Source organism: Leisingera coralii (genome assembly GCF_049056525.1).
Lineage (GTDB): Bacteria > Pseudomonadota > Alphaproteobacteria > Rhodobacterales > Rhodobacteraceae > Leisingera > Leisingera coralii.
Genome location: NZ_JBHUPT010000011.1, coordinates 42,882 through 68,846 on the forward strand (window position 1 = coordinate 42,882; position 25,965 = coordinate 68,846).

General features: G+C 63.1%; 24 protein-coding genes. 18 read left to right on the forward strand and 6 right to left on the reverse strand.

What is annotated here, in order from left to right; all coding sequences use genetic code 11:
- Positions 1-4: 4 nt before the first annotated feature.
- From nuoH to ACFMBG_RS04310, 12 genes are all read left to right on the forward strand, one after another.
- Positions 5-1,042, forward strand: a complete 1,038-nt coding sequence (gene nuoH, locus ACFMBG_RS04255) for an NADH-quinone oxidoreductase subunit NuoH (RefSeq protein WP_027237100.1) — start codon at positions 5-7, stop codon at positions 1,040-1,042.
- A 3-nt stretch (positions 1,043-1,045) separates the two neighbouring features.
- Complete coding sequence (locus tag ACFMBG_RS04260; RefSeq protein WP_421053486.1) at positions 1,046-1,693, forward strand: hypothetical protein; 648 nt, start codon at positions 1,046-1,048, stop codon at positions 1,691-1,693.
- 2 nt (positions 1,694-1,695) lie between these two features.
- Positions 1,696-2,190, forward strand: a complete 495-nt coding sequence (gene nuoI / locus ACFMBG_RS04265; RefSeq protein WP_421053487.1) for an NADH-quinone oxidoreductase subunit NuoI — start codon at positions 1,696-1,698, stop codon at positions 2,188-2,190.
- 106 nt (positions 2,191-2,296) lie between these two features.
- Complete coding sequence (locus ACFMBG_RS04270; RefSeq protein ID WP_421053545.1) at positions 2,297-2,698, forward strand: carboxymuconolactone decarboxylase family protein; 402 nt, start codon at positions 2,297-2,299, stop codon at positions 2,696-2,698.
- Positions 2,695-3,297: an NADH-quinone oxidoreductase subunit J gene (locus ACFMBG_RS04275; RefSeq protein ID WP_421053488.1), complete on the forward strand. Its 603-nt coding sequence runs from the start codon at positions 2,695-2,697 to the stop codon at positions 3,295-3,297. Before ACFMBG_RS04270 ends, ACFMBG_RS04275 begins: the two co-directional genes overlap by 4 nt.
- A gap of 4 nt (positions 3,298-3,301) precedes the next feature.
- Positions 3,302-3,607, forward strand: coding sequence for an NADH-quinone oxidoreductase subunit NuoK (gene nuoK / locus ACFMBG_RS04280; RefSeq protein WP_222502136.1), 306 nt, complete (start codon positions 3,302-3,304; stop codon positions 3,605-3,607).
- Between the two features lie 6 nt (positions 3,608-3,613).
- A complete protein-coding gene (nuoL, locus tag ACFMBG_RS04285; protein ID WP_421053489.1) occupies positions 3,614-5,734 on the forward strand; it encodes an NADH-quinone oxidoreductase subunit L in 2,121 nt (706 codons plus the stop codon).
- Entirely contained in the window at positions 5,734-7,281 is a 1,548-nt protein-coding gene (locus tag ACFMBG_RS04290; RefSeq protein ID WP_421053490.1) for an NADH-quinone oxidoreductase subunit M, read from the forward strand. The genes nuoL and ACFMBG_RS04290 overlap by 1 nt, the downstream gene beginning before the upstream one ends.
- A 15-nt stretch (positions 7,282-7,296) precedes the next feature.
- A complete protein-coding gene (gene nuoN, locus ACFMBG_RS04295; RefSeq protein WP_421053491.1) occupies positions 7,297-8,736 on the forward strand; it encodes an NADH-quinone oxidoreductase subunit NuoN in 1,440 nt (479 codons plus the stop codon).
- 70 nt (positions 8,737-8,806) lie between these two features.
- The gene (locus ACFMBG_RS04300) at positions 8,807-9,553 is read left to right on the forward strand and encodes a biotin--[acetyl-CoA-carboxylase] ligase (protein ID WP_421053492.1); all 747 of its coding nucleotides are present in this window, start codon (positions 8,807-8,809) and stop codon (positions 9,551-9,553) included.
- A gap of 12 nt (positions 9,554-9,565) precedes the next feature.
- Entirely contained in the window at positions 9,566-10,348 is a 783-nt protein-coding gene (locus ACFMBG_RS04305; protein ID WP_421053493.1) for a type III pantothenate kinase, read from the forward strand.
- Positions 10,345-12,012 (forward strand): ribonuclease J, encoded by a 1,668-nt coding sequence (locus tag ACFMBG_RS04310; protein WP_421053494.1) that lies wholly within the window; start codon positions 10,345-10,347, stop codon positions 12,010-12,012. Before ACFMBG_RS04305 ends, ACFMBG_RS04310 begins: the two co-directional genes overlap by 4 nt.
- A gap of 214 nt (positions 12,013-12,226) precedes the next feature.
- Here the strand turns inward: ACFMBG_RS04310 and ACFMBG_RS04315 are convergent, their stop codons facing one another.
- The 3 genes from ACFMBG_RS04315 to ACFMBG_RS04325 form a co-directional block, all read right to left on the reverse strand.
- Positions 12,227-12,406 carry an RSP_7527 family protein gene (locus ACFMBG_RS04315; RefSeq protein ID WP_421053495.1) on the reverse strand — a complete coding sequence of 60 codons (180 nt, stop codon included), beginning with the start codon at positions 12,404-12,406 and terminating at the stop codon, positions 12,227-12,229.
- Between the two features lie 217 nt (positions 12,407-12,623).
- Positions 12,624-14,012: a DEAD/DEAH box helicase gene (locus ACFMBG_RS04320; protein WP_421053496.1), complete on the reverse strand. Its 1,389-nt coding sequence runs from the start codon at positions 14,010-14,012 to the stop codon at positions 12,624-12,626.
- A gap of 297 nt (positions 14,013-14,309) precedes the next feature.
- Entirely contained in the window at positions 14,310-15,917 is a 1,608-nt protein-coding gene (locus tag ACFMBG_RS04325; protein ID WP_421053497.1) for a peptide chain release factor 3, read from the reverse strand.
- 343 nt (positions 15,918-16,260) lie between these two features.
- On the opposite strand from ACFMBG_RS04325, the gene ACFMBG_RS04330 reads away from it, so the two are divergent.
- Entirely contained in the window at positions 16,261-16,623 is a 363-nt protein-coding gene (locus tag ACFMBG_RS04330) for a BrnA antitoxin family protein (protein WP_421053498.1), read from the forward strand.
- 226 nt (positions 16,624-16,849) lie between these two features.
- On the opposite strand, the gene ACFMBG_RS04335 is transcribed toward ACFMBG_RS04330, so the two are convergent.
- The gene (locus tag ACFMBG_RS04335; RefSeq protein WP_421053499.1) at positions 16,850-18,325 is read right to left on the reverse strand and encodes a hypothetical protein; all 1,476 of its coding nucleotides are present in this window, start codon (positions 18,323-18,325) and stop codon (positions 16,850-16,852) included.
- Positions 18,326-18,450: 125 nt separating this feature from the next.
- Positions 18,451-19,494 carry a Hint domain-containing protein gene (locus ACFMBG_RS04340; RefSeq protein ID WP_421053500.1) on the reverse strand — a complete coding sequence of 348 codons (1,044 nt, stop codon included), beginning with the start codon at positions 19,492-19,494 and terminating at the stop codon, positions 18,451-18,453.
- A 186-nt stretch (positions 19,495-19,680) separates the two neighbouring features.
- Here ACFMBG_RS04340 and ACFMBG_RS04345 point away from each other — a divergent pair, with 186 nt between their 5' ends.
- The 5 genes from ACFMBG_RS04345 to ACFMBG_RS04365 all read left to right on the forward strand — a co-directional run bounded on the left by ACFMBG_RS04345 (position 19,681) and on the right by ACFMBG_RS04365 (position 25,121).
- On the forward strand, positions 19,681-20,460 hold the full coding sequence (locus ACFMBG_RS04345; RefSeq protein WP_421053501.1) for an SDR family oxidoreductase: 780 nt from the start codon (positions 19,681-19,683) through the stop codon (positions 20,458-20,460).
- Positions 20,461-20,470: 10 nt separating this feature from the next.
- Positions 20,471-21,592 carry a hypothetical protein gene (locus ACFMBG_RS04350; protein WP_421053502.1) on the forward strand — a complete coding sequence of 374 codons (1,122 nt, stop codon included), beginning with the start codon at positions 20,471-20,473 and terminating at the stop codon, positions 21,590-21,592.
- 253 nt (positions 21,593-21,845) lie between these two features.
- Complete coding sequence (locus ACFMBG_RS04355; RefSeq protein WP_421053503.1) at positions 21,846-22,895, forward strand: methyltransferase domain-containing protein; 1,050 nt, start codon at positions 21,846-21,848, stop codon at positions 22,893-22,895.
- A 225-nt stretch (positions 22,896-23,120) separates the two neighbouring features.
- On the forward strand, positions 23,121-24,227 hold the full coding sequence (locus ACFMBG_RS04360) for an ABC transporter ATP-binding protein (RefSeq protein WP_421053504.1): 1,107 nt from the start codon (positions 23,121-23,123) through the stop codon (positions 24,225-24,227).
- Positions 24,228-24,269: 42 nt separating this feature from the next.
- A complete protein-coding gene (locus ACFMBG_RS04365; protein WP_421053505.1) occupies positions 24,270-25,121 on the forward strand; it encodes a GNAT family N-acetyltransferase in 852 nt (283 codons plus the stop codon).
- Between the two features lie 125 nt (positions 25,122-25,246).
- On the opposite strand, the gene ACFMBG_RS04370 is transcribed toward ACFMBG_RS04365, so the two are convergent.
- Positions 25,247-25,921 (reverse strand): helix-turn-helix transcriptional regulator, encoded by a 675-nt coding sequence (locus ACFMBG_RS04370; protein ID WP_421053506.1) that lies wholly within the window; start codon positions 25,919-25,921, stop codon positions 25,247-25,249.
- Positions 25,922-25,965 lie beyond the last annotated feature (44 nt).

Here is a 25,965-nt window from a genome sequence, read left to right on the forward strand (position 1 = left end):
ACCTATGGCTGATTTCTTTAACACTCCAGGCGGCATCGCTGTTCTGATCCTGGCGCAAGTGCTTGCAGTTGTTGCCTTTGTGATGATCTCGCTCCTGTTCCTCGTCTACGGGGACCGCAAGATCTGGGCCGCGGTCCAGATGCGCCGGGGCCCGAACGTGGTCGGCGTCTACGGCCTGCTGCAATCGGTGGCCGACGCGCTGAAATATGTTGTGAAAGAGGTGGTGATCCCGGCCGGCGCCGACCGCACCGTCTTTATCCTGGCGCCGATGACCTCCTTTGTGCTGGCGATGATTGCCTGGGCGGTGATCCCGTTCAACGACGGCTGGGTGCTCTCGGACATTAACGTCGCCATCCTCTATGTCTTCGCGGTCTCCAGCCTCGAGGTCTACGGCGTCATCATGGGCGGCTGGGCGTCGAACTCGAAATACCCGTTCCTGGGCTCGCTGCGCTCCGCGGCACAGATGATCTCCTACGAGGTCTCCATCGGTTTGATCATTATCGGCGTGATCATCTCCACAGGAAGCATGAACTTCGGCGACATCGTGCGTGCGCAGGACGGCGATCTGGGCCTCTTGAACTGGTACTGGATCCCGCATTTCCCGATGGTCTTCCTGTTCTTCATCTCGGCGCTGGCAGAGACCAACCGCCCGCCGTTCGACCTGCCGGAAGCGGAGTCGGAACTGGTGGCGGGCTACCAGGTGGAATACTCGGCGACCCCGTTCCTGCTGTTCATGGCCGGTGAATACATCGCCATCTTCCTGATGTGCGCGCTGACGACCCTGCTGTTCTTCGGCGGCTGGCTGTCCCCGATCCCGGGCCTGCCGGACGGCGTCCTGTGGATGGTCGGCAAGATGGCGTTCTTCTTCTTCCTCTTCGCAATGGTGAAGGCGATCACCCCGCGCTACCGCTACGACCAGCTGATGCGCCTGGGCTGGAAAGTGTTCCTGCCGTTCTCGCTGGCCTGGGTGGTCTTCGTGTCCTTTGCTGCAAAATTTGACTGGTTCTGGGGCATCTTCGCCCGCTGGACCGTGGGAGGGTGATCCATGAATCGCTTTCTGGGATGCCTGTCTGCGATGGTTGCTGTGCATATAGCTACTTTTGCAGAAGCCGGACTCACCAAAATGGAAGAGTTTGAAGGGCTGGCAGAGAGCGTCTGTCCGGAGGAGTTCTTGGCAGCGAAAAATTCGATGATCCAGCCAGGTGTCGCAAGTTTTCTCCCCATTGAAGGGACTGCAACCGGTATCTCACCTTGGGAAGCTGTATGGGAAGTAGGGGTAGAGGTTGTTACAAATGACATTGTAAAGACCAACCCAACTTATCAGCACTCTCAACTATTAGGAGCGATACATGTGATTGGCCGGAGCATGGAATTTGTGGTGCCGGGGGCGGCTGCCGAACAAGTTTCGTCTGGAGTGTGGCCGAGTTCTGAATTCGTCGCCGTTCATACCTCGATGAAGAAGCTTGCTGACTGCGCGATGGGTCAAATGGACGGCGAAATGAAATCGCACGCTAAAAAAGAAGTTGAAAAAACAGCATGTGTTTCTCGCATGGTAAGTGAGTTCATCGGGACCTACCAAGAACTATCGAAGTCTTCTAAGACGCTGGAAGAGAAAATCACTTTACTCGAAGCAGAAATGGCCAACGCCAAGCAGGAGTTGGCAGATGAGTTTGGCTGCGTTTGGGAGAGCTAATCATGACACAAATCGACTACACACGCGCCGCCAAATACTTCCTGCTGCAGGATTTCTGGGTCGGCTTCAAACTGGGGCTGAAGTACTTCTTCGCCCCCAAGGCGACCCTGAACTACCCGCACGAGAAGGGCCCGCTGTCGCCCCGCTTCCGCGGCGAGCACGCGCTGCGCCGCTACCCGAATGGCGAGGAGCGCTGCATTGCCTGCAAGCTGTGCGAGGCGATCTGCCCGGCCCAGGCGATCACCATTGACGCGGAACCGCGCGAGGACGGCAGCCGCCGCACCACGCGTTATGACATCGACATGACCAAATGCATTTACTGCGGTTTCTGCCAGGAAGCCTGCCCGGTGGACGCGATTGTCGAAGGCCCGAATTTCGAGTTCGCCACCGAGACCCGCGAGGAGCTGTTCTACGACAAGGAGAAACTCCTGGCCAACGGTGAGCGCTGGGAAGCCGAGATTGCCCGCAACCTGGAAATCGACGCACCGTACCGATGAAAACGCCAGGCAAAAGTTTTCTGAAAACTTTTGCCAAGACTTTTCAGAAAAGTCTTGGACCGGAGGAAATGACGTGACCAAGCCGCCGCCCAATCCGTTTGAGGCCATGATGGAACAGATGCAGGCCCAGGCCCAGCAGATGGCCAAGGCGTTCAACCCGGCGCTGGAGAACTTCTCGCCCTCCGAAGCCTTCAAGGAGTTCGAGGCGCTGTGGCCCACCATGCCCAAAGAGGTCATGGAAATGATGTTCGGCAACACCGTCAACAAGGACGGTCTGGATGCCAAGACCCGGCTGCTGCTGACGCTGGCCGGGCTGACGTGCCAAGGCGCGCAGGCTGACTCAGCCGTGCGCCAGACCGTGCGCCATGCCTTGGAGGCCGGCGCCAAGAAACAAGAGATCGTGGAAACGATCGCACAGATGTCGGTTTTTGCCGGCATTCCGGCCATGAACCGGGCGCTGGATCTGGCGCAAGCGGTCATGGACGACAAAAGGGACGATGAGACATGAGCGTTTTTGCCTTCTACCTCTTCGCCATCAGCGCCATCACCGGCGGGCTGTTCACCGTGATCAGCCGCCAGCCGGTCCATTCGGTGCTGTGGCTGATCCTGGCCTTTCTTTCCTCGGCCGGGCTGTTTGTGCTGCTGGGGGCGGAGTTCGTCGCCATGCTGCTGGTCATCGTCTACGTGGGCGCGGTCGCGGTGCTGTTCCTGTTTGTGGTGATGATGCTGGACGTGGACTTTGCCGAGCTGAAGGCGGAGATGGCGCGCTACATGCCGCTGGCGCTGCTCATCGGCCTGGTGATCCTGATGCAGTTCGTGATGGCCTTCGGCGTCTGGGAAACCGCCCACAAGGCGCCTGAACTGCTGGCCAATCCGGTGCCTGCAGACCGCCACAACACCGAGGCGCTCGGCCTCATCATCTATGATCAATATTTCCTTCTGTTCCAGCTGGCGGGCCTGATCCTGCTGGTGGCGATGATCGGCGCGATCGTGCTGACCCTGCGCCACCGCACCGATGTCAAGCGCCAGGACGTGGTTGCCCAGATGATGCGCGACCCGGCCAAAGCGATGGAGCTCAAGGACGTGAAACCGGGGCAGGGGCTGTGATCCAATGATTGGACTTGAACATTATCTGACCGTCGCGGCGACCATGTTCGTCATCGGCATCTTCGGGCTCTTCCTGAACCGCAAGAACGTGATCATCCTCCTGATGAGCATCGAACTGATGCTCTTGGCGGTGAACATCAACCTGGTCGCCTTCTCTTCCTTCCTGGGCGATCTGGTGGGGCAGGTATTCACCCTGTTCGTGCTGACCGTGGCCGCCGCTGAGGCCGCCATCGGCCTTGCGATCCTGGTCTGCTTCTTCCGCAACCGCGGCACCATTGCCGTGGAAGACGTCAACGTGATGAAGGGGTAAGGAAACATGGAAACCATCCTTCTCTTTGCCCCGCTGGTGGGGGCCGTGATCTGCGGCTTCGGCCACAAGATGATCGGCGAGAAAGCCGCCACCGTGACCGCCACGGCACTGCTGTTCCTGGCGGCGCTGCTTAGCTGGATCATCTTCCTGTCGTTTGACGGGGTGACCCAGAACATCGAGATCTTCCGCTGGATCGAAAGCGGCTCGCTGTCGACTTCCTGGGCGATCCGGCTGGACCGGCTGACCGCAATCATGCTGATCGTGATCACCACCGTGTCCTCGCTCGTGCACCTCTATTCCTTCGGCTACATGGACCATGATCCGCAGTGGAAAGAGGGCGAGAGCTACAAGCCGCGCTTTTTTGCCTACCTGTCGTTCTTCACCTTCGCGATGCTGATGCTGGTGACCTCCGACAACCTCGTGCAAATGTTCTTCGGCTGGGAGGGCGTGGGCGTTGCCTCCTACCTGCTGATCGGCTTCTACTACCGCAAGCCTTCGGCAAACGCGGCAGCGATCAAGGCCTTTATCGTCAACCGCGTCGGCGACTTCGGCTTTGCGCTGGGGATCTTCGGGCTGTTCTTCCTGACCGACAGCATCAACCTGGCAGACATCTTTGCCGCGGCACCGACGCTGGCGGAAACCCAGGTTTCCTTCCTGTGGTCCGAATGGAACGCGGCGAACCTGCTGGCCTTCCTGCTGTTCGTCGGCGCGATGGGCAAATCGGCGCAGCTGATCCTGCACACCTGGCTGCCGGACGCGATGGAAGGCCCGACCCCGGTGTCGGCGCTGATCCACGCGGCAACCATGGTGACCGCGGGCGTATTCCTGGTCTGCCGCATGTCGCCGCTGATCGAGTTCGCGCCTGAGGCCGCGGCCTTCATCACCGTGCTGGGTGCTGCGACCGCCTTCTTTGCCGCGACCGTGGGCCTTGTGCAGAACGACATCAAGCGCGTGATCGCCTATTCCACCTGCTCGCAGCTCGGCTACATGTTCGTGGCGGCAGGCGTCGGCATGTATTCCGCGGCGATGTTCCACCTGTTCACCCACGCCTTCTTCAAGGCGATGCTGTTCCTTGGCGCCGGTTCGGTGATCCACGCGATGCATCACGAGCAGGACATGCGGAACTACGGCGCGCTGCGCAAGAAGATCCCCTATACCTTCTGGGCGATGATGATCGGCACCCTGGCCATCACCGGCGTCGGCATCCCGCTCAGCGGCTGGGTTGGCTTTGCCGGCTTCGTCTCCAAGGACGCCATCATCGAAAGCGCCTGGGCGGGCGGGTCGATGTTCGGCTTCTGGGCGCTGGTGCTCGCGGCCTTCATGACCTCCTTCTACTCCTGGCGCCTGATGTTCATGACCTTCTACGGCGAGGCACGCGGGAACAAGCACACCCACGACCACGCCCATGAAAGCCCCTGGACCATGCTGGTGCCGCTGGGCGTGCTGGCAGTGGGCTCAATCACTGCGGGCATGATCTGGTACGGCAGCTTCTTTGGCCACGCCGACCAGGTCGGGAAGTTCTATGGCATCCCGATGGCGGAAGCCTCCGCTGCGGATCATGGCGAAGAGGCCGCGCATGGTGAAACCGCCACCCACGGCGAGGAAGCCGCGCACGGCGAAGAAGCCGCCCACGGCGGTGAAGGCGAGCATCACTATGTGTTTGCCGGCCAGCCGGGCGAGGGCGCGCTCTACATCGCGCCGGACAACCACATCCTGGAGGATGCCCACGCGGCGCCGAAATGGGTGAAACTGTCCCCGTTCATGGCGATGGCGGGCGGCCTGGTTCTGGCGCTGTGGTTCTACATCTGGAACCCGTCGCTGCCCGCGCGCCTGGCACGGCAGCAGCGCCCGCTGTACCTGTTCCTGCTCAACAAATGGTATTTTGACGAAATCTACGACGTGATCTTTGTCAAACCGGCCGTGGCCCTGGGCCGCTTCTTCTGGAAACGCGGCGATGGCAACACCATCGACGGCTTCCTGAATGGCCTGGCCATGGGCGTTGTTCCCTTCTTCACCCGTCTCGCCGGGCGCGCACAGTCCGGGTACATCTTCACTTATGCCTTCTGGATGGTGCTGGGCATTGCAGCCCTGGTCACCTGGATGTCGATCGGCGGAGGAGCGCACTGATGGACAATCTCCTTTCTATTGTCACCTTCATCCCGGCGCTCGCGGCGGCCATCCTGGCCCTGTTCCTGCGCGGCGAGGATAAGGCGGCGCAGCGCAACGCCAAGTTTGTTGCGCTCTTTGCCACCACGATCACTTTCCTGGTGAGCCTGGGCATCTACGCCCAGTTCGACCCGGCCAACACCGGCTTCCAGTTCCTGGAGGAAGCCGAGTGGATCTTCGGGTTCAAGTACAAGATGGGCGTCGACGGCATCTCGGTGCTGTTCGTGATGCTGACCACCTTCATCATGCCGCTGACCATCCTGGCCAGCTGGAACGTGACGACGCGGGTCAAGGAATACATGGTGGCCTTCCTGCTGCTGGAGACCCTGATGCTGGGTGTCTTCATGGCGCTGGACCTGGTGCTGTTCTACCTGTTCTTCGAGGCAGGCCTCATTCCGATGTTCCTGATCATCGGCATCTGGGGCGGCAAGGAGCGCATCTACGCCTCCTTCAAGTTCTTCCTCTACACCTTCTTCGGCTCGGTTCTGATGCTGGTGGCGATGGTGTTCATGTATGTGGATGCCGGCACCACCGATATCGAGACCCTCTTGACCCACAGCTTCTCGGCGGCGTCCTTTGACGTGCTGGGCGTTCACATCGTGGGCGGCGCGCAGACGCTGATGTTCCTGGCCTTCTTCGCCTCCTTCGCGGTGAAGATGCCGATGTGGCCGGTGCACACCTGGCTGCCGGACGCGCACGTGCAGGCGCCGACCGCGGGGTCCGTGGTGCTGGCGGCGATCCTTCTGAAAATGGGCGGCTACGGCTTCCTGCGCTTCTCCCTGCCAATGTTCCCGGTGGGCGCGGATGTGATGACCGATGTGGTCCTGTGGATGTCCGCGATCGCCGTGGTCTATACCTCGCTGGTGGCGATGGTGCAGGAGGACATGAAAAAGCTGATTGCGTACTCCTCTGTTGCGCACATGGGCTTTGTCACCATGGGCATTTTTGCCGCCAACCAGCAGGGTATCGACGGTGCCATCTTCCAGATGCTGTCGCACGGCTTCATCTCCGCCGCGCTCTTCCTTTGCGTCGGCGTGATCTATGACCGGATGCACACCCGCGACATCGACGCCTATGGCGGCCTGGTGATCCGGATGCCTGCATACGCGCTGGTCTTCATGTTCTTCACCATGGGCAACGTCGGCCTGCCGGGCACCTCCGGCTTTGTCGGCGAATTCCTGACCCTGATGGGCGCCTTCCAGAAGAACACCTGGGTAACTGCTGTGGCAGCAACCGGTGTGATCTTCTCGGCGGCTTATGCGCTGTGGCTCTACCGCCGCGTGGTCTTTGGCGACCTGATCAAGGGCAGCCTGATGGGCATCCGCGACATGTCCGCGCGCGAGCGTTTCGTCTTCGCGCCGCTGGTCGCCATGACCCTGCTGCTGGGTGTCTACCCGTCCCTGGTCACCGACGTGATCGCGCCTTCGACCGAGGCGCTGATTGCAAACTTCAACCAGTCTCTGGCGGCGGCCGACACCTCGGCAGCCACCCAGATTGCTTCGCACTAAGGGAGCATCAGGCAGATGATCCAAGCTGATCTTACTGTAATCCTGCCAGAGATCGTTCTGGCACTGTATGCCATGGCTGCGCTGATCGGCGCGGTCTACACCGGCAAGGACAGGCTGACGACCCCGCTGGTCTGGAGCACTGCGGCGCTGCTGGCCGTGCTGGCGTTCTGGATTGCCAGCAGCCCGGCGGTCACCCGGACCGCCTTCGGCGGCATGTTCATCGACGACGGTTTCTCGCGTTTCGCCAAGGTGGCGCTGCTTCTGGGCGCCTCGGCGGTGCTGCTGGTCGGCCAGGACTACATGGCGCGCCGCGGCATGCTGAAGTTCGAATACCCGATCCTGGTGGCGCTGGCCGCCGTCGGCATGATGATGATGGTCTCCGCAGGCGACCTGATGGCGCTTTACATGGGGCTGGAGCTGCAGTCGCTGTCGCTCTACGTCGTTGCCGCGATGCGCCGCGACAGCGTCAAGTCGACCGAGGCAGGCCTCAAGTACTTCGTGCTGGGCGCGCTGTCCTCCGGCCTGCTGCTCTATGGCGCCTCGCTGGTCTACGGCTTTGCCGGCACCACCCAGTTCGCGGGCATCATCCAGGTGGCAGAGCAGGGGCATATGTCCATCGGCATGCTGTTCGGCCTGGTGTTCATGATCTCCGGCATGGCGTTCAAGGTTTCGGCAGTGCCTTTCCACATGTGGACCCCGGATGTCTACGAAGGCTCGCCGACCCCGGTCACCGCCTTCTTTGCCACCGCGCCCAAGGTTGCGGCGATGGGCCTGTTCGCCCGCGTGCTGCATGACGCCTTCGGCGGCGCCATTGCCGACTGGCAGCAGATCATCGTGGTGCTGTCGGTGCTGTCGATGTTCCTGGGCGCTATCGCGGCGATCGGCCAGCGCGACATCAAACGCCTGATGGCCTTCTCCTCGATCGCCCACATGGGCTATGCGATGATCGGCCTGGCCGCGGGCACCGAGGCGGGCATCACCGCGATGCTGGTCTACCTGGCGATCTACGTCACCATGAACATCGGCACCTTCTCCTTCATCCTGATGCTGGAAAAGGACGGCAAGCCGGTCACCGACATCCTGGCCCTGAACCAGTTCGCCGCGCGCGAGCCGGGCAAGGCGCTGGCGGTGCTGATCCTGATGTTCTCGCTGGCAGGCGTGCCGCCGATGCTGGGCTTCTTTGCCAAGCTGGGCGTGTGGCAGGCGGGCGTCGACGCGGGCCTGATGGGCCTGGTCGTGGCCTCCGCCATCGCCTCGGTCATCGGTGCATTCTATTACATCCGGATCGTCTTCTACATGTACTTCGGCACCGGCGAAGACGATGTGGAGGCGAAGGGTTCGCCGGTCCTGACCGTCGCGCTGATGGCCTCTGCCGCGATGATGCTGGTCGGTCTGGTGTACCAGTTCGGTATCGACACTGCGGCGGCAGCCGCCGCAGCAACCCTTGTAAATTGATCTGCTTTTCAGGCAGGCTGAGAAGGCCCGGTCACGCGACCGGGCCTTTTCGCACTTTCGAGGAGCGCATATGAGCTGGCCAGCAGGATATGGGAAACGGGTACTTGCCGAGGTCGACAGCACCCTGAACGAGGCCGCCCGCATCGCCGGGGAACTGGCGGGCCCGGAGTGGATCCTGGCGCTGCGCCAGACCCAGGGGCGCGGCCGCCGCGGGCGCGACTGGAAAGACCCCAAGGGCAACTTTGCGGCCACCCTGGTGATGCGCCCCGAGGGCGCCCCGGATCAGGCCGCGCTGCGCAGCTTTGTCGCCGCGCTGGCGGTCTATGATGCCTGCGTCGCGGTGACGGGCCGCAGCGAGGGCCTGTCGCTGAAATGGCCGAACGACGTGCTGCTGAAGGGCGGCAAGCTGGCGGGCATCCTGCTGGAAAGCGCCGGCAACGGCCCGGGGGTCAATCACCTGTTTGTCGGCATCGGTGTCAATCTGGTGGAAACCCCGATGAAGGAATGGCTGGAGCCCGGCGCCGTTTACCCGGTGTCGCTGCTGTCAGAGACCGGGGTGCAGGTCTCGCCCGAGGAATTCCTGGAAGCCGTCGCCAGTGCCTTTGCCCGCTACGAGGCGCAGTTCTCGACCTACGGGTTCGAGCCGATCCGCACCGAATGGCTGGCGCGTGCCGCCAAGCTGGGCGAGGTGATCACTGCCCGCACCGCGTCGTCAGAGACCGAGGGCACCTTTGAAACGGTGGACGCCAGCGGCAACCTTGTCCTAAACACCGCCAAGGGCCGCGTCAGCATTCCCGCGGCCGACATCTATTTCTAGGAAGGGGCAGCAATGCTTCTGGCAGTTGATTGCGGCAACACCAATACCGTCTTCTCGATCTATGACGGCGAGAAATTCATCGGCATGTGGCGCACTGCCACCGATTGGCAGCGTACTGCCGACCAGTATTATGTCTGGCTCAACACGCTGATGCGGCTGCAGGGGATCGAGGCGGATATCACCGACATGATCATCTCCTCCACCGTGCCGCGGGTGGTGTTTAACCTGCGGGTACTGGCGGACCGCTATTTCAACACCCGTCCCCTGGTGGTGGGCAAGCCCGATTGCCTGCTGCCGGTCGCGGTACGGGTGGACGAGGGCACCCAGGTCGGCCCCGACCGCCTGGTCAACACGGTTTCCGGCTTTGACACCCACGGCGGCAATCTGATCGTGGTCGATTTCGGCACCGCCACCACTTTTGACGTGGTGGCCGAGGACGGCGCCTATGTCGGCGGCGTCATCGCGCCCGGCGTGAACCTCAGCCTTGAGGCGCTGCACCAGGCCGCCGCCGCGCTGCCCCACGTGGATATCTCCAAACCTGAAAACGTCATCGGCACCAACACGGTCGCCTGTATGCAATCCGGCGTGTTCTGGGGCTATGTCGGCCTCGTGCGCGAGATCTGCACCCGCATCAAGGCAGAGCGGGCCGTGCCGATGAAGGTCATCTCAACAGGCGGGCTGGCGCCTTTGTTCCAGCAATCCGCGGATCTGTTCGACGCATTTGAGGACGACCTCACCATGCACGGTCTGCAGATCATCCATAAATACAACAAGGAAAACGGTACTGACGCATGAGCAGTGAAAGACTGATCTACCTGCCCCTCGGAGGGGCGGGTGAAATTGGCATGAACGCCTATGTCTACGGCTACGGGCCGCAGGACAAGGAACGCCTGGTCCTGGTCGACCTGGGCGTGACCTTCCCCGACATGGACACCACACCGGGTGTCGACCTGATTATGCCGGACATGACCTGGCTCAAGGACCGCGCCGACCGGCTGGAGGGGATCTTCATCACCCACGGGCATGAAGACCACATTGGCGCCATCGCGCATATGTACGCCCATCTGAACGTGCCGATCTACGCCCGCGCCTTCACCGCCAATCTGGCGCGCCGCAAGATGGAGGAGGCCGGTCTCGACCCGGCCAATGTGCACACCGTGCAGGCCTGGCCGGAAACCACCAAGCTCGGCCCCTTCACCATCGGCGTCGCCCCGATGAGCCACTCGATCCCCGAGAGCGGCGGTCTGGTGATCGACAGCCCGGCAGGGCGGGTGGTGCATACCGGCGACTTCAAGCTCGACCCCAACCCGCTGGTGGGCGAACCCTTTGACCCGGAGATGTGGGCGGAAATTGCGGGTGACGGCATCCAGGCGCTGGTCTGCGATTCCACCAATGTGTTCTCCACCCACCCGGGCCGCTCGGAAGCGGAGCTGCCGGAGGAGATCACCAAGCTGTTTTCCGAGGCCAAGGGCCTGGTTGCCGCCACCACATTTGCCTCCAACGTGGCACGGGTGAAAACCCTGGCCGAGGCCGGGGTGCGGTCCGGGCGCTCGGTCGTCCTGCTAGGCCGTGCCATGCGCCGGATGATCGAGGCGGCGGTGGAAACCGGCGTGCTGACAGATTTCCCCAAGACGATCAGCCCCGAGGACGCCGCCAACGTGCCGCGCGATAACCTGATGCTGATCACCACCGGCAGCCAGGGCGAACGCCGCGCCGCCACCGCGCAGCTGGCGCGCGGCAAGTACCGCGGGCTGGAGCTGAAGGAGGGCGATCTGTTCCTGTTCTCCTCCAAGACCATCCCGGGCAATGAGAAGGGCGTGATCCGCATCATCAACCAGTTCTCCGAAATGGGGGTGGATGTGGTTGATGACAGCTCCGGCCTCTACCACGTGTCGGGCCACGCCAACCGCCCGGACCTGGAACAGGTGCACAAGCTGCTGAAGCCCAAGATGCTGATCCCGATGCACGGCGAGCACCGCCACCTGCGCCAGCACGCCCGCCTGGGCGAGGAAAAGGGCATCGCCAGCGCGGTCGTCGTGAACGGTATGATGATGGACCTGACCGGTGATGCGCCGAAGGTGACCGAATGGATCGAAACCGGCCGCACCTATCTGGACGGTACGGTCAAATACGGCGCGCTGGACGGCATCGTCCGTGATCGTATCCGGATGGCGCTGAACGGCCATGTGGTGGTGACGGTGATCCTCGATGAGGACGACGAGCCGCTGGGCGAACCCTGGTGCGACGTCAAGGGCCTGCCGGAGACCGGCACCTCCAAGGCCGCGCTGGTGGAGGTGATGGAGGAAGACCTGAACCAGTTCCTGATGCGGGCCGGCGCCAAGACCCTGCGCGATGACGACAAGCTGGAGCAGGAACTGCGCCGCATCGCCCGCCAGAGCGCCTTTAGCGAGATCGGCAAGAAGCCCGAGGTGACGGTGGTGGTCAGCCGCATGCGCTGACCCGCCGGACCCGGCTTCGCAGGGCAGGGCGGTGCTCCCGCCCGGCCCGAGCCGCATCAAAGATGCAGCAGGCCCCGTTGGGCCAGGCGCCGCGTGCACTGACGGGCCGCGGCGCTGTTGCGTCTGGCGGCAGCTGTGCAAAAGGAAACGCCGCGGCCCCTGGGGGCACGCGGCGTTTTCGAAACCATGCTGCTGCCGGAACCCGGCAGAAGCCTCAGCCGTGCAGCGGGCGGGCGCAGCTGGGGCAGGAGACCATCTTGCGCGGGGCGCGGAACAGGGCGCGGAACAGGCTGCGCATCATGCTGGCAAAGGCCTCGGCGCGCAGCTCGTGGGCACGGGCTTCGATGGCTTGGAACTGGGAGATGCTCAGGGTTTTCGTGTCGTTGGTATTCATGGCTTGGCCCATCATCAATGGCGCGTTTCTGTGTTGCGAAAGCTATACGCCCGTTGCCGCGGGCTGACACCGGCCAAGTTCGAAAACCCGTTATGCTGCAATTGCAAAGGTCGCCATGCTGCACCTGCATGGCCGGCCTCCCGCGCTGCCGCAGGGAAAGCCGCATAGAAAAAGGCCGCTCCGAAGAGCGGCCCCTGAAACGTTTCTGCTGCGCTGCTTAGCTGGCGCGGCGTTCGGCAAAGCTGAGCGCGATGAAGCTCGGCAGGTGGTCGCCCATGCCGACGACCACTTTCTCGTCGCGCTTGCCGTACTTCCCGCGCGAGGAGGAGCGCTCGGGCTTTTGTGCAGCCTTGTCCTCCTTGCGGGGCGCGCGGGCCTCGGTGTCTGCCTTGGCGGTCTCCGGCTTCTCAGCCTCCGGCTTGGCGGAGCGGGAAGGCTTCTCCCGTTTGGGCTCCGGCTTGACCGGGTTCTCCAGGCGGGTGATTTCCTTCTGGATCAGCTTCTCCACCGCATCCAGCGCCTTTTCGTCGCGCTGCGTGCAGATGGTGATCGCCTTGCCCTGGCGGCCGGCGCGTCCGGTGCGGCCGATCCGGTGAACATAGTCTTCGGCATGGCCCGGCACGTCGAAATTGAACACATGGCTGACGCTGGGCACGTCCAGGCCGCGCGCAGCCACATCCGAGGCCACCAGGATGCGCAAGGACCCCTCGCGGAAGCCGTCCAGCGTCCTGGTCCTCTGCGACTGGTCCAGGTCGCCATGGATCGGTGCCGCGTCATAGCCGTATTTCTTGAGCGATTTGGCAACGATATCCACATCCGTCTTGCGGTTGCAGAAGATGATGCCGTTGGTGAGCTTGTCGCCCTCGGCGTCGATCAGCGCCCGCAGCACCGTGCGCTTCTCGCTGCCCTCGCGGTCGCGGCGCGACGCCTTGAACATCACCACGCCCTGCTCGATGGTCTCCGACGCGGTGGCCTGGCGGGCCACTTCGATACGGGCCGGGGCCGACAGGAAGGTGTTGGTGATCCGCTCGATCTCCGGCGCCATGGTGGCAGAGAAGAACAGCGTCTGGCGGGTGAACGGCGTCAGCGAGAAGATGCGCTCGATGTCCGGGATGAAGCCCATGTCGAGCATCCGGTCAGCCTCGTCCACCACCATGATCTGCACGCCGGTGAGCAGCAGCTTGCCGCGCTCGAAATGGTCCAGCAGGCGGCCCGGGGTGGCGATCAGCACGTCGACGCCCTTGTCGATCAGCGCATCCTGCTCCTTGAAGGAGACGCCGCCGATCAGCAGCGCCTTGGTGAGCTTCACATGCTTGGCGTAAGTGTCGAAGTTTTCCGCCACCTGGGCGGCCAGCTCGCGGGTGGGGCACAGCACCAGGCTGCGCGGCATCCGGGCGCGGGCGCGGCCGCGGGCCAAGAGGGTAATCATCGGCAGCGTGAAGGACGCGGTCTTGCCGGTGCCGGTCTGGGCGATTCCCAGGACATCCCGCCCTTCCAGCGCGGGCGGAATCGCACCGGCCTGGATCGGGGTGGGGGTTTCATAACCAGCTTCCTCAATAGCTTTGAGGACCTTGGGATTCAGGTTCAGATCGGTAAATTTTGTCATCTGTGTCCGTCATTGCGGACACTGACCTGGCCCGCGCGTGTTTGTTCCAGCCGGATCCGCAAATGGTCATGCGGGATGGCAGCTTCCGGCTCGATGCGGGGCATATCAAAATCCCGCGCGATCGTCAATTAATGCCGGATTTTACAGTATTTTCGCCTCCGAGCCATGCAGAAAGGAAACAAACCAGCGGAAATCCGGCAAGTGTTCAGGCGGTGCGGTCGTGAATCCGGGCCGGCGAATCTGTTGCCGGCTGCAGAAGGACGGAAGGAAAAACGCCCGGAGGGCCGGGCGTTTCCATCAGACCATCATTTCCTTGGTCGCGGTCAGTTTCAGGTCGGGATAGTCGCGCACCACCCGGTCGATGTCCCACTGCAGCCGCGTCAGATAGACGATGTCGCCGTCATGGTCATGGGCGATGTGCTGCTTGTTGGCGTTGATGAACTTGTCCACCGCCGCCTTGGCGCCGCTGACCCAGCGGGCCGAGGTGAACTGGCTCGCCTCGAACCGCACTGGCAGGCCGTATTCCATCTCGATCCGGGAGGCCAGAACCTCGAATTGCAGCTGGCCGACCACGCCGACGATGAAGCCGGAGCCGATCGAGGGTTTGAACACCTTGGCGGCGCCTTCCTCGGCGAACTGCATCAGCGCCTTTTCCAGGTGCTTGGCCTTCATCGGATCGCCTGCGCGCACGCCCTGCAAGAGTTCCGGGGCAAACGACGGGATGCCGGTCACCCGGATCGCCTCGCCCTCGGTCAGCGTGTCGCCGATGCGCAGCTGGCCGTGGTTCGGGATGCCGATGATATCGCCGGCCCAGGCTTCCTCCGCCAGCTCGCGGTCGGAGGCCAGGAACAGCACCGGGTTGGAGACCGCCATCGGCTTCTTGGTGCGCACATGGGTCAGCTTCATGCCGCGCTTGAAATGGCCCGAGGCCATCCGCACGAATGCCACCCGGTCGCGGTGCTTGGGGTCCATATTGGCTTGAACCTTAAAGACAAATCCGGCGACCTTCTTTTCCTCCGGGCTCACCTGGCGGGGCTCGGCGGACTGGGGCTGGGGCTCGGGGCCGTATTTGCCGATGCCGTCCATCAGCTCCTTGACGCCGAAGGAGTTGATGGCGGAGCCGAACCAGATCGGGGTCATGTGGCCTTCCAGCACCGACTGCGGGTCCAGGGCGGGCAGCAGCTCGCGGGCCATTTCGACCTCTTCCAGCAGCTTCTCCAGCAGATGCGCGGGCACGTGTTCGGCCAGCTTGGGGTCGTCCAACCCCTTGATTTCAATGCTTTCCGCCACCTTGTTGCGGTCGGCGCGGTCCATCAGCTCCAGCCGGTCGCGCAGCATGTCGTAGCAGCCGATGAAATCGCGGCCCACCCCGATGGGCCAGCTGGCAGGGGTCACGTCAATCGCCAGCATCTCCTGGATTTCGTCAATGATTTCAAAGGTGTCGCGGCTCTCGCGGTCCATCTTGTTACAGAAGGTCAGGATCGGCAGGTCGCGCAGGCGGCAGACCTCGAACAGCTTCTGGGTCTGGCTCTCCACACCCTTGGCGCCGTCGATCACCATCACCGCCGCATCCACCGCCGTCAGCGTGCGGTAGGTGTCCTCGGAGAAGTCCGAGTGGCCCGGCGTGTCCACCAGGTTGAAGCGGAAGCCGCTGAAATCAAAGGACATTGCCGAGGCGGAGACGGAGATCCCGCGGTCCTTTTCCATCTGCATGAAGTCCGAACGCGTGCGCCGCGCCTCGCCCTTGGCGCGCACCTGGCCGGCCATCTGAATCGCGCCGCCGTAAAGCAGGAACTTTTCAGTCAGCGTGGTCTTGCCGGCGTCCGGGTGCGAGATGATCGCAAAGGTCCGGCGGCGGGCAATTTCGGGCGGCAGTTCGGGGCGGTTTGTGACGGAATCCAGCATGAGCGCGCGTATAGCAGGAATGCCGCGCGAGGCAAGAAAAACAGGGGGTGACACGCGTGCACCCCCCGTACACCCCCCGTACACCCCCTGTGCACCCCCTGTGCACCGGGAGGCTGTATCCCGCCCCAGCCCGGCGGGCACCGCCGGGCAGCGCCCGTCCCGCCCCCCACGGGGCGGGCGCTTCGCTTCCCGCCCCGCCGGGCCGGGCGCTGCCCTCTGAGGAGGTGTTGCACTTGCTGCGCACGCCCCGCTTGCCGGGATTTAACGGGGCTGGGGCTGGGTGGGGATCAGCGCGGGAGTGCCGCCCCGCCGCGAACCGCCGCCATCAAGGGAACGCCACGGGATGCCCAGCAAGCGATATTACGACAATGAAATGCAGCTGGAACTTGATGAGTTGCAGCAAAACTTGCGCCGCGACTGGCTGGACAAGAGCCTGCCCGACGACTGGGACGGCATCCTGAGCTGGGAGCGGATCGACAAGCCCAAGACGCGGGTCACGATCCGGCTGGACGAAGACATGGTGCGATGGTTCCGCAAGCTGGGCCCGAACTACAGCCGCCGCATCAACTCGGTCCTGCGGATCTACTGGCTGGCGCTGCTGGCAGGGCATATCCAAGCCCATGACAAGGACAACACCATCCTGCGCATTGCCGTGCGGGCGCGGGAGCTGCAGCGGGACCTGCGGGAGCGCGGGGTGGGGGAGTGAGGAAAGCAGTCGAAGTGCTTCAAGAAAACGACCGACTTTGGAGAGTGCAAAATTAATGTGGGGCCGACCCCCGAAGGTGCCGACCCCGTATGAGGGTGTACTTGACACCCATCTCCGATTTCGGAGTGAACACACATCAATGTGAGTCGTCAAGAGGAATTCGGGCTGAGGTGTACCTACATGAAGGTTCCTGTTGTTGGCTGTTCTGGCAAACCAGGCAGATGTGCTAGTTCAATCTGCCAGTCATTATGCCGCGGTAAATCTTCCGAATTGCTCTCGGTGAGAAAAAGAAACCTGAGTGGGCTTTCAAAGGGTTTGGTGCGCCTTGTGGCGTAACTTCGATGTTTTGGAGCAGTTTTTCTTTGAGGTTCGAAGGTTCGGGAAGGGATAAAATTTTCCCACTGATTGGGTCGTATTTTGACCAAAAGTTAACAACTCGGGCTCCAGGTTGGTTATTTCTTGTAACAAACGGTCGACTTGACAGGGAAAGGCTTTTTTGTTGCGAGAGCCTGCTGAACCTATGGGAGAAAGTTCTATCTTTCTCGAACAGGGAGAGAATGTGGTCTACGGGGCTTCCTGCCGTGAAGATGAACTTAATCTTTTCGATATCGTCCGCCATCTTTTTCTTTTCGGATTCGCAGATGTTGATTGCATCGCAACGTCTACCCTCGCGAATTACAGCCTCCAACGCAATCGCGGAACCTAGGCTGTGGCCAACAATAAAGCACTCATTGCAACGAGGGTCACTTACTACGTCTCGGATCAGATTCATCGCCTGTTTAACGCGACGCTCCCGCACTTCATACCTCTCGTCACTTTCAGAGTCCAAGGTCCAGGTGATAACATCAGAAAAGCGTCGTCGTACTGACAGCCAGGTAACTTTGATGAATAGAATTATGACTAACCCTTTGGCAATCCAACTAACTTCGTAACCTGCATCGGGAAATAGATAAAGAACAAGATGGTTTGTCGAAAAGCTCAGGATAAATATCAGTAAGGTAAGGCTTGCTAGGGAAACTACCAAAAATGCAACTTGCCGCATCAACCTTCTCAAAAGATTGTAAGTGTAACCCCGTTTCCATTTGAGTGAAGCCTCGGTGTAGTCGCCAAATTGGGTTTTGGTGTTGCTTTCTTCTAGTAGTGCTTTGAAATTCTCAAAGCTTCCCTTTGGGTATCTCTTGCGGTTCTCCCAATTTTCAAAATTTCTATAAATCTTCGACAGTTTCTCTTTGTCCGCCGCTGTTGCGACCTTGGCTTCAAGTGATTGTAGGTACCGAAGCTTTAGGGTGGGGTACTTCCGCCACCGCGACAAGAGAGCCGAAAGAGACAGGTAAAAGGTTAGAAAAACCCACTGTAGCAACTGAAGTAGCGAGGCGGGCTTGTCAACATCGTTGCCCCAATAGCCTTCGTAAGCTCTAATAATTTTTTTTGATATATGTTTTCCTTTTTTCTTTCGAATCTGTCTGAATTGAATGAACTCCTTGTCTGACGAGCCATGTATTTCAATTTTGTATTTAAAGTCTCTAAGTTTCCCTAAGTCTTCATAGGATTCGTTCGCTCCTTGCTGATCGAGCGCATCCAGAAAACTTGACATGGATACGTGAAGGTTTGGGTTTCCGATTCCGTGAAAGTAGACAATTGATGAGTGGCTGAATGCAGTGTCTTGGTGCGGCGTATTTTGGTTTTTGTCGTCGGAATTCATAGTGTTTGCCTGGTGGAGCAGCCTAAGCGACTCAGTTTTTGTTGTAGGCAGGCTGGCCAAAATTTGAGCTGTATCTCAAGCGTGAATTTTGAATGAGAATCCATAAAAAAATAGCTGTACTCTCCCTACCGCAGCGACGCCCGCTTCAGCAGCCCCACCGCATCCGGCCGGTCCAAGAGCGACCGGCTCACGTCCAGCCCGTGGGCGCCGCTCTTGTGGGCGGCGGGCAGGGCGCCGGGCCCGTTGCCTGCGCGGGCGGTGAAAACATCCTCCGGCAGCGCGGGGCGGGTGACCGGGTCGAGGAAGGTGCTCTCGGCGGCGATGCCCTCGGCGTAGATGATGTGGTGGCGGTCGAACAGGATCTGGAAGTAATCGGCAAAGCCGCCGTCCAGCACCACCACGGTATCGCCGTTCACCAGGTCGCGGGCGCGGACCAGGATCTCGGGCGCGCCGGCGCCGATCTCGTCGCTGCGCTGGTAGACCATCAGCCGGTGGGCGGGGCTGACGATCAGGTCGTTGGCGTTGTTGAGGGCGCCCTTGCGGATCAGGATCGGGGCCAGATCGCCGACCGCGCGCAGGGTGGACTGGCCGACCCAGCGGACCTCCTGGATGCCGTCGTCGCGGGTGAGGACGCGGTCGCCTGGGCGCATGTCTTCGATCGGGCGCTGTTCGCCGGTCGAGAGCGTGATGCGGGTGCCGCGGGTGAAGGAGACGCAGGCCGATTGCGCCAGCTTGCGGCGGGCGGGCTCGCGCGCGGCCTTGACCAGGGTGTAGGGCATCTGCGGCTGCAGGGGGGCGAGCGGCACCAGGTAGATGGCGGCGATATAGCCCTCGGCGTCGGCCTCGACCATGACCAGGGTTTCGGTGTTGGGGCCGCTGTCGGGCATCAGGGTGAGCAGGCAATCGAGGTGCAGCGCGGCGCCGGGGGTGCCAAGCGCGGAGTTGTCCGCGACGGAGAGGCTGCCGTCGTGATGGGCAGCGATGCCCAGCCGCCGCGGGGCGGAGGCGGCGTCGAGCATGTAGATGTCGTCGAGCACCAGATCCTCGAGCACGCCAAGGGGGTCGCCCATGTTGGCGCCGTATTCGACGCGGAAATGCTCGGCCAGGTGGGCCTGGACGGAGGTGAGGCTGGCGGTCAAGGTCTGTCCCATGCGCGGCTGGTGTTTCATCCCCAATGTGGCCCCCTGCGGGGCTCTGTCCAGTAGGTTTGCTGCAGGAATGTGGCGGAAAGGGGTCCGGAAGGGGCAGATTTTCCGGCGGATTGACGTTTGGGGCGGGACGCGCAGGGCTGGCCTTCGGGGTGCGGGCGGTGCAAGCTCTGCGCGAACGGTGAAGATTCCCGAGGGAGGACAACAATGGATCTGGGTATTTCGGGCAAGCGCGCGCTGGTTTGCGCCAGCAGCAAGGGGCTGGGTCTGGGCTGTGCCGAGGCGCTGGCGGAGGCCGGTGTGAACCTGGTGATGAACGCCCGCGGGGCGGAGGCGCTGGAGGCGTCGGCGCAGGCGATCCGCGATGCCCATGGCGTGGATGTGGTGACTGTGGCCGCCGATGTGACCTCGCCGGAGGGCCAGCAGAAGGTGCTGGAGGCAGCTGAGGGCGTGGACATCCTGGTCACCAACGCGGGCGGGCCGCCGCCGGGCATGTGGACCGACTGGGACCGCGAGGATTTCATCAAGGCGCTGGATGCCAACATGCTGACCCCGATTGCGCTGATCAAGGCGCTGGTGCCGGGGATGATGGAGCGCGGCTGGGGGCGGGTGGTCAACATCACCTCGGTCTCGGTCAAGTCGCCGATCCCGGTGCTGGGGCTGTCGAACGCGGCGCGGGCGGGGCTGACCGGCTATGTCGCGGGCACCGCGCGGCAGGTGGCGGGCAAGGGCGTCATCATGAACAACCTGCAGCCGGGCATTCATGCCACCGACCGGGCGGTCTCGCTGGATGGCGGCGCGGCCAAGGCGCAGGGCATCACACCTGAGGAGGCCAAGCAACAGCGCTGTGCGACCATTCCGGCGGGCCGCTATGGCACCCGGCAGGAATTCGGCGCCACCTGTGCCTTCATGTGCTCGCAGCACGCGGGCTTCATGGTCGGGCAGAACATCCTGCTGGACGGCGGCGCCACCAACACGACGATGTAAGGAGTGCTGTATGGCCAGCGGGTTTTCCCTGAAGGACCAGCTGTTCAACCGCGGCAAGGTCCGCTATCTGGCGGGCCTTTTTTCCGCGGCTGAGGCTGGGTTTGATGCTGAGGCCTTTGAGGCCCAGGTGATGGCGGAGCTGCCGGCGCTGGAGCTGAAGCAGCGGATCACGCTGATTGCGGAGGTGCTGGCGGGGCATCTGCCCGAAGCCTTGCCCGAGGCCGCGCCGATCGTGCTGAAGGCGCTGCCGCCGCCGCTGGACCCGGACAAGACGGATGACGATTTCGGCGATTTCATCTTTGCCCCGTTGGGGGAGTATGCCGCCGCGCGGGGCCTTGAGGCGCACCGGGATCTGGCGCTGGACATGCTGGAGGAAATCACCCAGCGGTTTTCGATGGAATGGGCCATCCGCCCCTTCCTGAACCGCTGGCCCGCGGAGGTGCTGGAACGGATGGACGGCTGGGCTGGGCACAGCAGCTATCACGTGCGGCGGCTGGTGAGCGAAGGCACCCGCCCGCGGCTGCCCTGGGGCGAGGCGGTCGGGCTGCAGCTGGCGGATCCGCTGCCGCTCTTGGACCGGCTGCACGGCGATGGCACCCGCTATGTCACCCGCTCGGTTGCCAACCATCTGAATGACATTGCCAAGAAGGATCCGGACCTGGTGATGGACCGGCTGCAGGGCTGGCGCGAGGCCGGGGCGCAGGACCGCAAGGAGCTGGACTGGATGACTTCCCACGCCCTGCGCGGGCTGGTGAAGGCGGGCCATCCGCGGGCGATGGCAATGCTGGGCTATGATCCGGATCTGACCTTGGACGCGTTTGTCACTGTTCCCGAGGCTGTGCGCATCGGCGAGGCGCTGGATCTCTCCTGCCGTTTGGAGGGGGCTGCGGGAGCGCCGGTGCTGGTGGATTATATCCTGCATTTTCAGCGTCCTGGCGGAAAGGCTTCAGCCAAGGTGTTCAAGCTGAAGCAGGCCAGGATCACCGGCGGCAGGCTGGAGCTGGGCAAGAAGCACAAGCTGAAGGGGGATGCGACGACCTTCAAGCTGGTGCCGGGGCCGCACCGGATCGAGCTGATGGTGAACGGCAAGGTGCGGGCCGAGGCGGCGTTTGAGCTGCTGCCCGAGGGGTAGGTCCTTTGAACCGCAGTCTTGCTGGCGCGGAATAGTGAGCTGAGGGCAGCGCCCGACCCTGGGCGGGTGCGAAGCGCCCTCCCGTGGGGAGGGTCGGGCGCTGCCCGGCCTCTCGGCCGGGCGGGAGTCCATAGTCTTTCGATAGTTCCCCCACACTCCATCACACTTGCGTCAGGCCTCCCGCCAGCCCGATTGCCCGGGTGCCCGGGTGCCGCTATCCCGATGGTCCGGAACCATCAGGAAAGGCGCCCCCATGAAACATGAAAACGTGCAGACCTATTACGGCGAGGTGCTGCAGGGCAGCGGCGATCTCCAGACCAACGCCTGCTGCACGCCGGACGACATGCCGGACCATGTGAAGGCGGTGCTGTCCAAGATCCATGACGAGGTGCTGACCCGCTATTACGGCTGCGGGCTGATTGCGCCGGAGGCGCTGGAAGGCGCGCGCATCCTCGACCTCGGCTGCGGTGCGGGCCGCGATGTCTATGCGCTGTCGGCGCTGGTTGGGGAGCATGGCAAGGTGGTGGGTGTTGATATGACGCCTGCGCAGCTGGAGGTGGCGCGGCGCCATCAGGACTACCACGCCGAGACCTTTGGCTATGCCCATTCCAATGTGGAGTTTCACCACGGCTATATCGAACAGCTGGAGGAGCTGGACCTGGAGCCGGGCTCCTTTGACATCATCGTCTCCAACTGCGTAATCAACCTAGCCACCGACAAGGGCGCGGTGCTGCGCGGGGCGCATCACCTGCTGAAAGAGGGCGGGGAGATGTACTTCTCCGACGTCTATGCCGACCGCCGGGTGCCGCAGGCGATGGCGGAGGATGAGGTGCTCTATGGCGAATGCCTGTCCGGGGCGCTGTATTGGAATGATTTCCTGTCGATTGCCAAGGAGTCCGGGTTCAAGGACCCGCGGATAGTGACCTCGCGCTTGCTGACGATCGAGAACCCGGTGCTGGAGAAGCGGGTGCAGCCGCTGAAGTTCCTGTCTGCCACCTACCGGCTGTTCAAGCTGCCAGCGCTGGAGCCGGCTTGCGAGGATTACGGCCAGGCGGTGATCTACAAGGGGACGATCCCGCACGCGCCGCATGTGTTTGCGCTGGACGACCACCATGTGATCGAGGCGGGCAAGGTGTTTCCGGTCTGCGGCAACACCTGGATGATGCTGCAGGACACCCGCCTGGCACCGCATTTCGAATTCATCGGCTCGTTTGAGACCCACTACGGGATTTTCACGGGTTGCGGCGGCAATTCCCCTTTCAACGGGCTGGAGCAGGACGGTGCCGCGCCGGGGTGCTGTTAGAACAAAGGCCGTAAAACGCGGCCTGAAAGCTCAAACAGAGGGCAGCGCCCGGCCCGGCGGGGAGGGCGAGAAGCGCCCGCCCCGTGGGGGGCGGGACGGGCGCTGCCCGGCCTATAGGCCGGGCGGTAAGTTTTTCACGCAGTGCTGACCGCTTGCGGCGGCTGAGCAGGGTTGCTATCCCGGCGTGAACCCAAGCGTTTTCATCGGAAACAGCCCCGAGGCCTCATGAACAAAGCCCCCGCCGAGATGCACAGCACCATGGCCCCGCCGCGGCTGGAGATCCGCAACATCAAGCGGTTCTTCGAAGGCCGCGCGGTGGTCGACGATGTCTCGCTGCAGATCCAGGCGGGGCAGGTGACCTGCCTGCTGGGGCCGTCGGGCTGCGGCAAGTCCACCACCCTGCGGATGATTGCCGGGGTGGAGATGCAGGACAGCGGCGAGATCTATGTCGATGGCAAGCTGATCTGCGACACCGTGTTCCGGGTGCCGCCGGAACGGCGCGAGATCGGGCTGATGTTCCAGGACTTTGCCCTGTTTCCGCACCTGAGTGTGGCGGACAATGTGGGCTTTGGCCTGAAGGGCAGCAAGGACGAGAAGCGCGCGCGGGTCGAGGAGCTGCTGAACCGGGTCTCGCTGAAACGCTTTATCGACGGCTATCCGCATCAGCTGTCGGGCGGCGAGCAGCAGCGGGTGGCGCTGGCGCGCGCGATTGCGCCCAGGCCGCGGATCATGCTGATGGATGAGCCGTTCTCGGGGCTCGACAACCGGCTGCGCGATGGCATCCGGGATGAGACGCTGAGCCTCCTGAAGGAAGAGGACGCCGCCGTCCTGCTGGTGACGCATGAGCCGGAAGAGGCGATGCGGATGGCCGACGAGATTGCGCTGATGCGCGGCGGGCGGATCGTGCAGCAGGGCGCGCCCTACAACGTCTACACCCACCCGGTGGACAAGGCGGCGGTGGCGTTCTTCAGCGATGTGAACGTGCTGAAGGCCGAAGTGAACGGCGCCCTGGCGCGCACCGCCTTTGGCGAGTTCCTGGCGCCGGGGGTCGCCGACGGCACCGCGGTGGAGATCGTGTTCCGCCCGCAGCATCTGCGCATCGACTTCGACCGCGGCGGCCAGGGGCCGCTGCCGACCCCCAGCGACGGCGTCGCCGCCCGCGCGGTGGTGGAGCGCGCGCGGTTTCTGGGCAGCGAGAGCCTGGTGGAGTTCCGGATGGACTTTGACGGCTCGATCCTCAAGGCGACGGTGCCGAATGTCTTCCTGCCGGAAAAGGGCCGGGTGATGTGGCTGACGGTGCGCCGCAACCGCTGTTTTGTCTTTCCCGCTTGAGGCTTAAGAGGCATTCTGCACCCGGTGAAACAGGAGGTGCAGATGCAGGGCAGTTATCAGATCCGGGCGCTGGCGCCAGCGGAAATCCGCACCGCCGTGGACTGGGCCGCGCGCGAAGGCTGGAACCCCGGCCGCAGCGATGCAGCGTGCTTTGCGAGCGTTGATCCTGAGGGATTCTGGGGCGGGTTTCTGGACGGGCAGATGGTTGCCTGTATCTCGGTGGTGAACTACGGGCAGGCGTTCTCCTTCCTCGGCTTCTACATCGTGGCGCCGGAGCAGCGCGGGCAGGGCTATGGGTATGCGCTGTGGCAGAAGGCGCTGGAGCACGCCGGGGGGCGGGTTGTCGGCCTTGACGGGGTGGTGGATCAGCAAGCGAACTACCGCCGCTCGGGCTTTGAGCTGGCGTACCGCAATATCCGCTTTGGCGGGGTGCCCGCGGGCGGGCTGGAGGCGGCCGCGGGTTTCGAGCTGTCGCCGCTGAGCGCACCGGCGGCGGAGCTGGAGGCGCTGGACGCCCGCGTCTTCCCGGCGCCGCGGCGGGTGTTCTGGCAGCAATGGCTGGGGGCGGAGGGGCATCACTCCTTTGCCGCGTATCAGGGCGGAAGCCTGGCGGGGTTCGGCACCCTTCGGCCCTGCGGCAGCGGCTGCAAGATCGGGCCGCTGGTGGCCACGTCGCGCGGGGCGGCCGAGGCGGTGCTGGCGCGGCTGCTGCAAGAGCTGCCACCCGGGCAGGAGGTGTTCCTGGATGTGCCTGAGCCGCATTCGGCGGCGGTGGACCTGGCGCGCGCGCTGGGGCTGGCGCCGGTGTTTGAGACCGCGCGGATGTACCGCGGGCCTGCGCCGCAGCTGGAGACGGATCTGATTTTCGGCGTCACCAGTTTCGAACTCGGGTAGGGGGCTCTGCCCCCGGCCCTGTTGGATAGGGGCTCCGCCCCGTTCAGCCCTGAAACCGTCCCCCGGACGGTTTCCAAGACGGGGTTCACCCCCCGGGATATTTTCAGCCAGATGAATTTAGGATCTTAGGAGCCGTACGGGTCGTAGTCCTGCAGGCGCTTGCCAGGCTCGTCCACGAACAGCTCTGGCAGGGCCTGCGCGTCCTCGATCAGGTCCACCCGGAAGACGCGGAAGGCGTCCCGGGTTTCGCACCAGGCGGTGAGGGTCCAGACCCGGCCCCAGTATTCCATGTGCAACGGCCGGATCCTGCGCTCGGTCAGGGTGCCGTCGATGCGGCGGTATGTCAGTTGCAGCTTTTGCCGGGCTTTGATCGCGGCCCGCAGCGCGGGCATATGGGCAAAGCCGCGGGCGGCATCGGCAAAGGGGTAGACCGCGAATTTCCAGGCGTCGGCCTCGGCGATGGTCTGCTCCGGCAGCACCGCGTCCACCTTGGCCGCCAGCGACTGGGCGGCGGCCTTGAGGTCCGGGTCAGCGGCCTCTGCCACGATGGCCATGCCGAGGTTCAGCGCCTCCAGTTCCTCTGGTGTCAGGGTGAGGGGCGGCAGGCTGATTTGCTCGCGCACCATGTAGCCGACGCCGCGCTCTCCCTCCACCGGCACGCCGGAGGCCACCAGCGTGTCCATGTCGCGGTAGATGGTGCGGGTGGAGACTTCCAGCCGGTCGGCAATGTCCTGGGCGCGGTGCAGCTTCCCGTCGCGCAGGATCTGGATGATTTCGAAAAGGCGGTCGGTGCGGCGCATGGGCCTAGCCTTTGCGCGGGGGAGGGAGGAGGTCAAGGGCTGCG